10 protein-coding genes are annotated in these 12,123 nt (G+C 68.9%); 1 reads left to right on the forward strand and 9 read right to left on the reverse strand.

Annotated elements, in window-relative coordinates; translation table 11 throughout:
• Window positions 1–16: 16 nt before the first annotated feature.
• From AC07YS_RS19325 to AC07YS_RS19335, 3 genes are read right to left on the reverse strand one after another with little or no spacing between them, the layout of a single operon-like run.
• The gene (locus AC07YS_RS19325) at window positions 17–1,003 is read right to left on the reverse strand and encodes a PDR/VanB family oxidoreductase (protein ID WP_495268842.1); all 987 of its coding nucleotides are present in this window, start codon (window positions 1,001–1,003) and stop codon (window positions 17–19) included.
• Between the two features lie 13 nt (window positions 1,004–1,016).
• Window positions 1,017–2,522: an indolepyruvate oxidoreductase subunit beta family protein gene (locus AC07YS_RS19330; RefSeq protein WP_495268843.1), complete on the reverse strand. Its 1,506-nt coding sequence runs from the start codon at window positions 2,520–2,522 to the stop codon at window positions 1,017–1,019.
• A gap of 4 nt (window positions 2,523–2,526) precedes the next feature.
• Entirely contained in the window at window positions 2,527–4,719 is a 2,193-nt protein-coding gene (locus tag AC07YS_RS19335) for a thiamine pyrophosphate-dependent enzyme (RefSeq protein WP_495268844.1), read from the reverse strand.
• 144 nt (window positions 4,720–4,863) lie between these two features.
• Here AC07YS_RS19335 and AC07YS_RS19340 point away from each other — a divergent pair, with 144 nt between their 5' ends.
• Entirely contained in the window at window positions 4,864–5,340 is a 477-nt protein-coding gene (locus tag AC07YS_RS19340; protein ID WP_062475035.1) for a MarR family winged helix-turn-helix transcriptional regulator, read from the forward strand.
• Between the two features lie 14 nt (window positions 5,341–5,354).
• Here AC07YS_RS19340 and AC07YS_RS19345 read toward each other — a convergent pair whose 3' ends face one another.
• From AC07YS_RS19345 to orn, 6 genes are all read right to left on the reverse strand, one after another.
• A complete protein-coding gene (locus tag AC07YS_RS19345; RefSeq protein ID WP_495268845.1) occupies window positions 5,355–6,233 on the reverse strand; it encodes a quinone oxidoreductase family protein in 879 nt (292 codons plus the stop codon).
• A complete protein-coding gene (locus AC07YS_RS19350) occupies window positions 6,230–7,033 on the reverse strand; it encodes an alpha/beta fold hydrolase (RefSeq protein ID WP_495268846.1) in 804 nt (267 codons plus the stop codon). Before AC07YS_RS19350 ends, AC07YS_RS19345 begins: the two co-directional genes overlap by 4 nt.
• Window positions 7,030–8,034 carry a 3-hydroxybutyryl-CoA dehydrogenase gene (locus AC07YS_RS19355; protein ID WP_495268847.1) on the reverse strand — a complete coding sequence of 335 codons (1,005 nt, stop codon included), beginning with the start codon at window positions 8,032–8,034 and terminating at the stop codon, window positions 7,030–7,032. The genes AC07YS_RS19350 and AC07YS_RS19355 overlap by 4 nt, the downstream gene beginning before the upstream one ends.
• Window positions 8,024–9,097 (reverse strand): NAD/NADP octopine/nopaline dehydrogenase family protein, encoded by a 1,074-nt coding sequence (locus AC07YS_RS19360; RefSeq protein ID WP_495268848.1) that lies wholly within the window; start codon window positions 9,095–9,097, stop codon window positions 8,024–8,026. Before AC07YS_RS19360 ends, AC07YS_RS19355 begins: the two co-directional genes overlap by 11 nt.
• A gap of 217 nt (window positions 9,098–9,314) precedes the next feature.
• Entirely contained in the window at window positions 9,315–11,222 is a 1,908-nt protein-coding gene (locus AC07YS_RS19365; RefSeq protein ID WP_495268849.1) for a DEAD/DEAH box helicase, read from the reverse strand.
• Between the two features lie 248 nt (window positions 11,223–11,470).
• Window positions 11,471–12,067 (reverse strand): oligoribonuclease, encoded by a 597-nt coding sequence (gene orn / locus AC07YS_RS19370; RefSeq protein WP_095950550.1) that lies wholly within the window; start codon window positions 12,065–12,067, stop codon window positions 11,471–11,473.
• Window positions 12,068–12,123: the final 56 nt, after the last annotated feature.

Genomic DNA, 12,123 nt, shown 5'->3' on the forward strand with positions numbered 1-12,123 from the left:
TCCTGGCTGGCTTTTCTCAGAGGTCGAGCACCAGGCGCGCTCCCTTGGCGCGCGAGATGCAGATCTGCATGACGGTGCCTTCCGCCTTCTCGCGGGCGGTGAGCACGTAGTCGCGGTGGTCGATCTCGCCCTCGATCACGGGCACGGCGCACACGCCGCATTCGCCGCGCTTGCAATCGAACATCGGGTCGCAGCCGTGTTCGATGAGGCAGTCGAGGATGCTCTGGCCGACCGGCACGGTGAAACGCTGGCCCGACTGGGCGAGTTCCACCTCGAAGGGCTGGTCGCCCTCCTCCACGACGGGTTCGGTGAAGAGCTCGAAGTGCACGCGATCGTGTTCCCAACCGCGGGACTGGGTGCGCGCGAGCACGGCGTCGAGCATGACCTTGGGGCCGCACACGTAGAGGCGGTCGCCGGCGGGCACGGCGTCGAGCAGCGCGTCGATGTCCAGCGGCGCGCCGGCCTCGGCGTCGGCGTGCACGCGCAGGTCGTCGCCCAGCAGCGCCTGCAGCTCGGGCAGGAAGGCCATCAGGTCGCGGCTGCGGCCGGCGTAGTGCATGCGCACGGCGGCGCCTTCGGCGCGGCGGCGCGCGGCCATCGACGCGAGCGGCGCCACGCCGATGCCGCCGGCCACCAGCACCGTGCCGCCCGGGCCGGTGTGCAGCGGAAAGTCGTTCTTCGGCGGCTCGATGGTGAGCACGCTGCCCTCGGCCAGCCCTTCGTGCATGAAGCGCGAGCCGCCGCGGCCGTCGGCCTCCTTGCGCACGGCGATCACATAGTCGGTCGGTGCGTTGGTGGCGTTGCGCTCGGTGGCGAAGTTGATGAGCGAGTAGTGGCGCCAGTCGGTCGTGCCGTCGGCCAGCGTCACCTGCACGCGGATGTGCGCGCCGGCGGCGAAGCCGGGCAGCGCGCGACCGTCTTCGGCGCGCAGGCGCAGCAGGCGGATCAGCGGGTTGAGGGCGCGCGCTTCGGCGACGCGAAGCTGGAGCGTGGGGGCGGTCATGGTTCGGGTCCCTTCAGGCCAAGGCGTGCTGCACCAGCGCGGCCTGCAGCTTGTGGCCGTGCTCGTCGGCGAGCGCCGCGTCGCGCAGTTCGCGCAGGGTGGCGGGCGCCAGCGCGGCACCCGCACGTTCGAACGCGCGCATCACGGTGTCGTAGTTGCGCAGGCCGCGCTCGTGCGTGTCGCTGTAGCCCTTGACCAGGCGCTGGCACTGGGCGAGTTCGACGGCGAGTGCGGGGTTGCGTGGCGCGGTGGCGGCGATGCGTTGCAGCCATTCCTCGATGCGGCGGTTTTCGTCGGCGTAGCGCATCGTCGAACGGCGCCAGCCCTTGCAGGCCGCGACCATGCGCAGCATCAGGTAGCCGCGCAGCGAGCTGGTGCGGATCACGCGGCCGTGCTGCGTGAAGCGCTCGACGATCTTCTTCGGCAGCGTGGAGTGCATGAGCCAGCGGCCAATGCCGCCGGGCAGCGTCTCGCAGATTTCCTGCAGGCGCGGGTGCATGTACTCGTGGATGGCGAGCAGCTGGCCCGGCTGCACGCCGGCCTCGCCGTGCACGCGCTCGAAGCGGGTCGCGCGGGTCTTTAGGGCGGCAACGCGGGCCGTGTCTTCGTAGGACATCCACAGCGCGAGGTGGCGCGCGGTTTCGCGCAGCAGGCGGTGGGCGTCGTCGGGCAGTTTCGCCACAGCGTCCATGCGGTCGAGGTACAGGCCGGCGTAGGCCAGGTCCTGGTAGTCGATGAGGCGGCGCACGCCTTCGAACAGGAAGTCGTGCGCGGGCTGCGGAAAGTCGCGCTGCACGCGCTCGACCAGCGCGCGCACGGCCGGGTGGCGCGGCTGCGGTGCGGGCGTGGCGGCCGGTGCGACCTTGGCGGGCTCGCCGTCGTCGCCGTCTTGCGCGCGGTCGAAGGCCGCGCCGAAGGCCTTGAGGCTGGGCTTCACGCCCACGCCGCCGCGCTCGATGGTGGCCTCGAACTGCGCACGGCCGAACGGCAGCACGCCCGAGCCTGCGAGCGTGCCGAAGAGCACAGCGCTGATGACGCTGCCCGAGGCTTCGGCGGCCTGCGCCATGTCGAAGCGGATGAAGCGCTTGGCGGCGCGCGCGGTGTGGGCGAGCAGCTGGTCGCTGTCGACGCGGCCGTCGCCCATGGCGCTCTTTTCGGCGATGGAGAAGACGCGGTGCGTGGAGGCGATGAGCGTGGTGCGGTCGCGCGTGACCAGCCCGCGCTGCACCGCGCGGCCGGCTTCCATGAGCTCGGAGGCGAGCACCACGTCGACGTCGCCCGGCAGCGGCATCAGCGCGAGCACGGGGCGACCGCCGTCGGACTGCGCCTGCGCGTCGGGGTACAGCTCGACGTAGTAGATGGTCGCGCCGGTGCGTTGGGCCACGCCGGGCACAGAGGTGGTCTGGGCGACGTAGCCGTTGGCCTCGCCCATGTCGACGATCCAGTCGGCGAGCACGCCGCCGCCCTCCCCGCCCATGGCGAGGATGGCGATCTTGATGGGTTGAACCTTGTTCGTCATGGCGTCAGAAGGCATAGGCGTCACGGCGGCGCGCGTCGCCGCGCTGCAGCCAGCCGATGACGGTGGTGCGCACGCGCTGGCGGAAGCGGTCCCAGGCGGTCGGGTTGCTCACGACCTGCGCCTTGTAGAACGAGGGGCACAGCACGGCGGCGTGCGACACGTCGCCGCAGTTGCCGCAGCCCACGCAGCTGTCGAGCACGGTGGCGACGGGGTCGACGCGCAGCGGGTCGGGGTTGGGCTTGATGGAGAGCGACGGGCAGCCCGACAGGCGGATGCACGAGTGGTCGCCGGTGCAGGTGTCGGCGTCGACGCCGAACTTGTCGCGCACCATGCGCTTGCCGTCGGCGATGGCCTTGCGCACCAGCGGCTTCTCGCGGCGCTGCTTGTTGAGCATGCACTCCGATTGCGCGATGAGGACCTTGGGGCCCTTCTTCGTGGTGGTGAGTGCGTCTTTCAGCGCGTCGCGCATGCCGGCGACGTCGTAGGTGCGGCGCATCGTCTTCACCCACTCGACGCCCACGCCGCGCACGGCGCGCTCGATCTCGTGGCCGGTGCTGCGCGTCTTGTTGACGGCGGTCGACGAGAGGATGTCCTGCCCACCCGTGGCCGAGGTGTAGTTGTTGTCGACGATGATGGTGAGGTTGTCGCTCTTGTTGAAGACCGCGTTGGCCACGCCGCTCGTCAGGCCGTTGTGCCAGAAGCCGCCGTCGCCCATCATCGAGATCGCGCGCTTGCCCGCGGGCGCGTTGAGTGCCGAAGCGCCCGCACCGCCGAGGCCGTAGCCCATCGTCGTGTTGCCGATGTTGAAGGGCGGCAGGATCGAGAACAGGTGGCAGCCGATGTCAGCGCTCACGTGGTGCGCACCGAGTTCGCGCTCGACCAGCTTCATGGCGCTGAAGATGGGGCGCTCGGGGCAGCCGGTGCAAAAGCCCGGCGGGCGCGCATGCACCACATCGCCGAGCGCGCTCGACGGCTCAGCGGGTTCAGGCGCGGCATCGACGCCGATGGCCGCCACTTCCTTCAGCGGAATCACCTTGCGCACCGGTACGGGCACGGGCAGCGGCGCGAGGCGTTCGTAGCGCTCGCAGAAGGTGCGCGTGCCCTTGAGCAGTTCGAGCGTCGTGTACTCGCCGGCCACGGGCAGCATGTCCTTGCCGTGCAGCGCGGTGGTGGAGCCGGCCTGGCGCAGGATGGTCGCGAGGTTCTGCTCGACGAAGTTGGGCTGGCCTTCTTCCACGATGAGCACCGCGCGCTTGCCTTCGCAGAAGCGGATGACTTCGCTCTCGACGACGGGGTAGGCCACGTTCATCACATACAGCGGCACGCGGGTCTCGCCGTACACGTCGGCCAGGCCCAGGCGTTCGAGCGCACGCAGCAGCGTGTTGTAGCTGCCGCCCTGCACGATGATGCCGATGTCGTCGGCGTCTTCGGAGAAGAACTCGTTGAGCTGGCGCTCCTCGATGAAGCGCACGGCGGCGGGCCAGCGGTCTTTCACCTTCTCTTGTTCATGCACGAAGCTCGCGGGCGGCAGCACGATGCGGCTGACGTCGCGCTGCGGGTTCTCCAGCGCTTCCTTCAGCGTGAACTTGGCGCGCTTGTTGTCGCCGGCGATGAAGTGGCCGTGCACGTGGCAGGCGCGGATGCGCAGCTGCAGCATCACGGGCGTGTTGCTGGCCTCCGAGAGGTCGAAGCCGGTCTTCACCGCATCGACGATGCTCGGCAGGTTGGGCCGCGGATCGAGCAGCCAGATCTGCGACTTCATGGCGAACGCATGGCTGCGCTCCTGCATGATCGACGAGCCTTCGCCGTAGTCCTCGCCCACGATGATGAGCGCGCCGCCGGTGACGCCGCCCGAGGCCAGGTTGGCCAGCGCATCGGACGCCACGTTGGTGCCCACGGTCGCCTTGAAGGTGACGGCGCCGCGCAGCGGGTAGTTGACGGAGGCGGCCAGCGTGGCGGCGGCGGTGGCTTCGCTGGCGCTGTTCTCGAAGCGGATGCCGTGGTCGGCCAGGATGTCCTGCGCGTCGGCCAGCACGTCCATCAGGTGCGAGATGGGCGCGCCCTGGTAGCCCGCCACATACGACACCCCCGACTCCAGCAGGGCCTTGGTGACGGCCAGAATGCCTTCGCCGCGGAACACTTCTCCACCAGTAAGTCTCAGCTTCTTGACTTCTTCGACGAACGAACGCTCAGCCATGGATGTCCTTCTTCTTTCTCGTGGGAGGATGCGGCCCCGGGGTCACATCACGGTTCCTATAATGTTTAGAAATGAATGTATCCACAATCATGAATTACCCTAGCCATGCAATCCGCATGCCTGCGGCAAACAGGAGGCGCCTTCATGTCTGAACCATCCAAGGAAACGCATCGCTTCGTCGATGACTACCTGCCCGCGCTGCTTGCGCAGGCCAGCCAGCTGATCTCTTCGGAGTTCCACGAGGTGGCGCGGCAGCAGGGTTTTTCGGTGTCGGAGTGGCGCGTGATGGCGTCGCTGGCAGGCAGCGACGCGGTCAGCATCGGCCAGCTCGCACAGGTCACGGTGACCAAGCAGCCGACCGTGACGCGGCTGCTCGACCGCATGGAAGCGCGCGGCCAGGTCGAACGCCTGCCCCATGAAAGTGATCGCCGCATCACGCTGGTGCGCATCACGCCCGCGGGGCTGAAAGCGGTCGAGCACCTGATGGAACTGGCGCGCGAACACGAGCGCCGCGTGCTCGAACCCTTCGGCCTGCGACGCGCCGAAGAGCTCAAGCAGACGCTGCGGCAGATGATCGACCTGCATGTGCACGTGCCGGTCGAGGTACCGGACGAAGACTGAAGCGCGCGGCCCGGCTAGGGCACGAGCACCGCGCGGCCGCGATGGCCGCGTTGCGCAATCCAGTCGAGTGCGAGGGCTGCATCGGCGAGCGCGAAAGGCTGCACGTCGAGGTGCAGGCGGCCGTCGGCCAGGCGCGCAAGCAACTCTGGAGCGGCTGCGCGGCCGGCGGCTTCGCGCCTGAACATGTTGAGCGGCAGCAGCGCCACGTCGCGCTGCAGGAAGTGCGCGATGTCCAGCTGCAGCATCGGGCCGGCGGTGTAGCCGACCAGCACGGCGCGGCCGCCGGGGCGCACGGCAGGCAAGGCGGCGGCGAGCACGTCGCCGCCGACGGTGTCGATGAGCAGGTCGGCGCTGGCGACTTCGGGCGAGCCTGCCTTCGGATCGACAGGCGTTGCAGTGCAGCCCGCATCGCGTGCCAACTGCATCACCAACGAACCTACCGCGCCGCTTGCGCCCGTCACCAACACTTGCTCTCCAGACTGCAATCGGGCGACCTCGTGCAAGGCCACCCACGCCGACGTAGTGGGCGAGAAGAACGCCGCACCGAGTGCCATCGGCACCGCATCGGGCAACACGCCGAGTGCATCGTCAGGCGCATCGATGAGCTCGCACCAGGTGCCGTCGAACAGCGTGCCCAAGCCACTGCCGCGCAACCACACGCGCTGCCCTGCTGTATACCGCTCGCTCGCAACGACCACGCCCGCGGCTTCCACGCCCGGCGTGTACGGCAACGGCGGATGCCGCAGGAAGCGGCCTTGCCACACGGTGCGATCGATGTGGCCGACAGTGGCGGCCTGCATGCGCACGAGGGTGCGGCCGGGTCGCGCCACGGGGTCGGCCACGTCTTCGAGCACCGGCGCGGCATCGAAGCCATGGATGCGAACGGCCTTCATGGCCGTGTCGCCAGGAAGTCGAGCACCGCGCGCGCGAAGGCCTCGGGCATCTGGTCGGGCAAGGGCACCATGCCGCCGTCGATGTCGACGATGCGCGCCTGCGGCAGCTGATGCTGCAGCTCCGCCGCATGCGGCGCGGCAAACGGGTCGAGCGTGGCGCGCACGATGAGCGTCGGCTGCGTGACGCGGCCGATGCGCTCTTCCATGCGGTACGAGGCCACGGCGCGGTGCCCTTCTTCGACACGGTGGCCGACCTTCATCGCATCGCGCACGAAGGCCTCGAGCAAGTCGGGCCGCCCCGGCGGATAGAAGGCCTGCCGCTTCTGCCACAGCGCGGCGAGGTGGCTGCCGTCGTCGCTCGGCGCCACCTCGTCGATGGGCGGACGCTGCGCGCGGGCGCGGCGAAACACCTCGTCGGTGTACGGCGTGGACGAGAGCACGAGGCTGCGCACGCGTTCAGGAAACGCCGCGGCCAGTTCGATCGCGATCACGCCGCCGGTGTGGTGTCCCACCACGTCGGCCTGCGCGATGCCGAGCGCATCGAGCAGCTCGCATGCGACGCGCGCCCACTGCGCAATGCTTGCCGGCACGCCGCCGTCGGCTGAATCACCGAAACCCGCCGTGTCCATGGCGATGACGCGGTAGCCCGCGCCGGCGATCAGCGGCAGCACCTCGCGGTACTCGGCCCAGCTGCGCGGCGACTGGTGCAGCAGCAACACGGCCGGCGCCTGCGCATCGCCGCACACGGCGTGGTGCACCTGCCCCACCGACAGGTCGGCGAAGGCGCGGCGGATCGTCATGACAGCGTCTCGTCGGCCGCCGCGCGCCACAGGCCCGCGTGCTTGAGTTCGCCGAGCGTGCGCGAGAGCACATCGCGCCGATACGCGGCAGTGTCGCGGCCCGCGTAGTCGTAGAAGCCACTGCCGGTCTTGAGACCGAGCCGGCCTTCCTCGACCATGCGCCCGACGATGGCCGGCGCGGTGTAGCGCCCCGCGTCGAGCGAGGCCGACATCTCGCGGCTCGCGTGGTGCAGGATGTCGCAGCCGCCGAAGTCGATGAACTCGACCACGCCGAGCGCCGCGAAGCGCAGGCCCAGGCCGTAGCGCGTGGCCTTGTCGATTTCTTCCGCTGTGGCAGCGCCTTCTTCGATCATGCGGGCCGCCTCGTTCATCACGAGCGCTTGCAGGCGCGGCACGATGTAGCCGGGCGACGCGCCGCAGACCACGGGCAGCTTGCCGATGGCCTCCATCAGCGCCTTGGTGCGTGCGAGCACGCCGGCGTCGGTGCCGGGGTGGCAGCTCAGCTCGACCACGGGAATCACGTAGGCCGGGTTGAGCCAGTGCATGTTCAGGAAGCGCTCGGGCCGGCGCACCAGCGCGGCCAGCTGCGTCACGAGGATGCTGCTGGTGGTCGAGGTGAGGATCGCGTCGTCGCGGCAATGGCGGTTGAGCTGCTCGAAGGCCTCGCGCTTGGCGTCCATGGTTTCGGGCACGCCTTCGAACACCAGCTCGGCGGCGGCCAATGCGCGTGGTGCTCCTGCTGCATTCACGAAGTCCACGCGCGCGGCGATGCGTTCGACCTGCGAGGCATCGATCACGCCGAGCTGCGCAAGGCCTGAGAGGCTCGCAGTGATTTCCGCCTGCGCCTCGTCGCGCAGGCGCTGCCACGCCTCGGGCGTGCGCGGGCGCAGGTCGATCAGCGCGATGCGGTGGCCCGCATAGGCGAACGCGATGGCGATGCCGCGCCCCATGCGGCCGGCGCCCACGGCGGCGAAGCGCGGCAGCGCGGGCTCATTCGCCATCGTGCAGCCTCTGCTTGAGCTGGGTCGCGCTCAGGCTGGCCAGGCCCAGGCTTTCGAAGGTGCGCGGGCCCTGGCGCAGGTCGCGCCCGAGGAAGCCGCCGACGATGGCCAGCAGGCCGTGCGCGATGGGCGCATCCACGCCCGCATGGCGCGCGGCCGAGGCCAGGAAGGCCAGGCCGAGTTCGGTGTCTTCGGTGATGTAGCGGTGCGTGTGCAGGTCGATGTTCTCGCGCCAGTCGCCCGACTTGACGAGCTGCTTGTGCGCGTCGCCGTACATCCACTGGTCGTTGTTGTAGTGGTCGGCCAGCGGATAGTGCGGCGCGCCCTGTCCGAACGCTTCGCGCACGGCCATGCGCTCGCGGTCAAGGCGGTCGGTCACGTCGCGCACCGCACGCTGGGTGCCTTCGTTGTGGATGTCCCAGCGCTCGAAGTGCTGCAGCGGGGCGGCGTTCATCACCATCAGCGGCGGGTGGATGACGGGGCCGGCGTTCATCAGCGCGCCCGAGAGCGCATCGCCGCAGCCGTGCACGGCCGGGTAGGCGCGGCGGATCACCTCGATGGCCTGCGCCTCCTTGCGTGCCGGGTAGACGCCGGTGGGCAGGCGGATCGCGCGGATGGTGACGTTGACTTCGCGCTCGCCGTGCTTGCGCGCAAGGTACGGCAAGGTGCCGGTCTCGGCCCAGGCCACGTCGGCGCGGTTGCCGGCGGCCTTCACCGCCTGTGCCATCACGTAGCTGCCGAAGGTGCCCGGCGGCAGGAACACGACCTGGCCGTCGACCAGGTGCGGCGCCATGGCCAGCGCGATGTCGTGCTGGGCGATGGCGGGCGTGGGAATGACGATGAGTTCGGCGCCCTTCAGCGCGGCGCCGATGTCGGCGGTGGCCAGCGCGATGGGCACCTCGCGCGCCCCGGCCGCGTCTTTCAGCGTGATCGCGCCGGCCTGCACGACGGATTCGAGCGCGGCGGCGTCGCGGCGCCACAGGCGCACTTCATGGCCGGTTTCAGACAGGTCCGCGGCGGCCGCATAGGCGCCGTGGCCACCCCCAAGGATCGCAATTTTCATGATCGAAAGTCGAGAACAGGTGTCGATGAACCGGTAGCCGCGAACGGACCGGGGAGAAGCAATGCGTCATTACATTACTTTTCATCGATTCAGGTGTCAACCAACTTCATGGGCGCCGGAGTGCTCGGAAACCCGACAACGAAAAAGCCCACGTTCGTGAGAAGCGCGGGCTTTTTGAGGGGGAAGCGGCCCTTTTCAGGGCCGCTTGCGGGGGCGATCAGCGGCTGGGCTTGAACGCGCGCTTTTGCGCGTCGCGGGGCACGAACACCTTGCCCGGGCCGCCGTGACCGGCGCCGTTGCCGCGCGGTGCGAAACCTTCGCGGGGCGCAAAGCCTTCACGGGGTGCGAAACCGCCGTCGCCTCGACCGCCGCCATGGCCGTGGCCGCCGCGCGGGGCGCTGTCGCCCCAGCCCGGCTTGCGACCGTAGCCGCCGCCATTGCCGCCTTCGTCACGGCCGCCGCCGAAGCCGGCGTTCTGGCCGCCCTGGAAGCCGCGCGGGCCTTGGCCCTGGGCCGGACCGCGCGAATTGCGGTCGTTGAAGCCGCTGGCGCCGGCATAGCCGCCACCGTTGTTGTTGCCGCGGTAGCCACCGCCGCCGCCTGCACCGCCGTTGCCGAACTTGCGATCACGCGAGAAGTTGTCGCCACGGCCACCGCGGTACTCGCCCATCGGGGGACGCGATTGCGGCATGCGCTGTTGCGGCTCGAGGCCGGCAACCACTTCCGCCTTGAACTGCTGGCGGCTGTAGTGCTCGATGTCCATGATCTTGCGGCGATCGCGGAACTCGGCGAACGTGATGGCCAGGCCATCGCGGCCGGCACGGCCGGTGCGGCCGATGCGGTGGGTGTAGTCCTCGGCCTTCATCGGCAGGCCGAAGTTGAAGACGTGGGTGATGGTCGGCACGTCGATGCCGCGGGCGGCAACGTCGGTGGCCACCAGGATCTGCACCTGGCCCTGGCGCAGTGCCATCAGGCGGCGGTTGCGCAGGCCCTGGCTCAGGGCGCCGTGCAGCGCGACGGCGCTGAAGCCTTCTTGCTGCAGGTCGTTGGCGAGGCCGTCGCACTCGACTTGCGTGCTGGCGAACACGATCGCCTGGTTGATGCTGGTGTCGCGCAGCCAGTGGTCGAGCAGCTTGCGCTTGTGCTGGCTGTTGTCGGCCCAGTACAGCGACTGCTTGATGTTGGCGTGCTTCTCTTGCGGGCTGTCGATGGTGATGCGCTGCGGCTCGCGCATGACGCGCTGGGCCAGCTGCTGGATGCGCGGTGCGAAGGTGGCGCTGAACATCATCGTTTGCTGGCGCTCGATGGTGAGCTGGTTGACTTCAGCCAGGTCGTCGGCAAAGCCGAGGTCGAGCATGCGGTCGGCTTCGTCGACGACCAGGAACTTGACCTGCTCGAGCTTGAGCTGCTGCGAGCGCTGCAGGTCGAGCAGACGGCCCGGCGTGGCAACCACGAGGTCGGCGTTCTGCAGCTTGGCGATCTGCAGCTGGTAAGGCATGCCGCCCACCACGTTGGCGACGCGCAGGCCGCGGCAATGGCGAACCAGTTCGATGGCGTCGTGTGCAACCTGCTGCGCGAGTTCGCGCGTCGGGCACAGGATCAGGGCACCGGGGGTGGCGGCCTTGAAATGACGGGCGTTGGTCGGGTCCTTGCGCTTGGGCTTCTTGAGCGGCGCTTCGCCACGGGCAGCAGCCTCAGCGGCCAGGCGCTGGAACTCGGCCTTGGCTTCGGCTTCGGCTTCGGCCTGGCGCTTGATCAGCGTGTGCAGCACGGGCAGCAAGAAGGCGGCGGTCTTGCCCGAGCCGGTCTGGCTGGACACCATCAGGTCGACGAAGCGGGCCGAACCGGCTTCGCCCATGGCGATCGGCACGACCTTTTCCTGCACAGTGGTCGGCTGGGTGAAACCCATGTCGGCCACGGCGGCGATCAGTTCGGGGGCGAGGCCCAGCTTGATGAAACCGTTGGGCGCGGCAGGCGCTTCGGCTTCGGCGGCCTCGGGGGCTGCAGCGTCCAGTGCGTCGAGGATCGGAGCCTCGGACACGGTTTCCGCGACAGCGGTGAATTCGTTATGGGTAGCGGATTGCACAGGCGCGAGTTCGCCCTGCGCTTCAAAAGCGTCGGTCATGAATATCAATCTCAAACGCGAGCGCTGCCGTAGGCGGCGCCCCGTTGGTGGTTAAAAACATCAACCATCCAACGACATTCAACTTCCGGCTTTCGTCGGAGGCTGCGGCCCTTTTTGATCAGCGAATGCGATCGGGCGCGGTGTGCAAGATAGGGAGATGCGAGAGACGCTGATCTGTGTCCAAAGACGCGTTCAAATCAGCGAAGCCTGCGATTATGGCACGGCTTCGGGTTTTTACCTAATTGTTGTCAATCCACCAAGCGCAGGAAGGTTTCCCGGTAGTGCGCGAGCTCCTCGATGGACTCGTGCACGTCGGCCAGCGCGGTGTGCGCCTGCTGCTTCTTGAAGGCGGTGTAGGCCGCCGGCTTCCAGCGCTTGGCCAGCTCCTTGAGGGTGCTGACGTCGAGGTTGCGGTAATGGAAGTACGCCTCGAGCTTGGGCATGAACTTGACCAGGAAGCGCCGGTCCTGCCCGATGGTGTTGCCGCACATCGGCGAGCCGCTCCTGGGGATGTACTTGGCGATGAATTCGAGCAGCTGCTGCTCGGCCGCGGCTTCGTCCAGCGTGGAGGCCTTGACCTTGTCGATCAGGCCGCTGCGGCCGTGGGTGCCCTTGTTCCAGGCGTCCATGCCGTCGAGCACGGCGTCGCTCTGGTGGATGACGAGCACGGGGCCGTCGATGCGGGGCGTGAGGTCGGGGCCGGTGACGACCACGGCGATCTCGAGCAAGCGCTCTTTCTCGGGGTCGAGGCCGCTCATTTCGCAGTCGAGCCAGACCAGGTTCTGGTCGCTTTTCTTCAGGGTGGGGGCGGCTGCGGGGGGCGTCGGGTCAAGGGATTCGGGCATCGCAGGATTGTCGTCGAAGGCCTGCACCCCGATATACCGGGGACTAAACTCGCCGC

The sequence above is a fragment of the Variovorax sp. GW458-11-26-14-LB1 genome (assembly GCF_059423965.1).

What these genes read in the sequence shown, in the direction of transcription:
- AC07YS_RS19345 (WP_495268845.1), bottom strand. Translation starts at nt 6,233, where the DNA reads ATGAAGGCCGTTCGCATCCATGGCTTCGATGCCGCGCCGGTGCTCGAA.
- AC07YS_RS19350 (WP_495268846.1), bottom strand. Translation starts at nt 7,033, where the DNA reads ATGACGATCCGCCGCGCCTTCGCCGACCTGTCGGTGGGGCAGGTGCAC.
- AC07YS_RS19325 (WP_495268842.1), bottom strand. Translation starts at nt 1,003, where the DNA reads ATGACCGCCCCCACGCTCCAGCTTCGCGTCGCCGAAGCGCGCGCCCTC.
- AC07YS_RS19340 (WP_062475035.1), top strand. Translation starts at nt 4,864, where the DNA reads ATGTCTGAACCATCCAAGGAAACGCATCGCTTCGTCGATGACTACCTG.
- AC07YS_RS19365 (WP_495268849.1), bottom strand. Translation starts at nt 11,222, where the DNA reads ATGACCGACGCTTTTGAAGCGCAGGGCGAACTCGCGCCTGTGCAATCC.
- AC07YS_RS19360 (WP_495268848.1), bottom strand. Translation starts at nt 9,097, where the DNA reads ATGAAAATTGCGATCCTTGGGGGTGGCCACGGCGCCTATGCGGCCGCC.
- AC07YS_RS19355 (WP_495268847.1), bottom strand. Translation starts at nt 8,034, where the DNA reads ATGGCGAATGAGCCCGCGCTGCCGCGCTTCGCCGCCGTGGGCGCCGGC.
- AC07YS_RS19335 (WP_495268844.1), bottom strand. Translation starts at nt 4,719, where the DNA reads ATGGCTGAGCGTTCGTTCGTCGAAGAAGTCAAGAAGCTGAGACTTACT.
- AC07YS_RS19330 (WP_495268843.1), bottom strand. Translation starts at nt 2,522, where the DNA reads ATGACGAACAAGGTTCAACCCATCAAGATCGCCATCCTCGCCATGGGC.
- orn (WP_095950550.1), bottom strand. Translation starts at nt 12,067, where the DNA reads ATGCCCGAATCCCTTGACCCGACGCCCCCCGCAGCCGCCCCCACCCTG.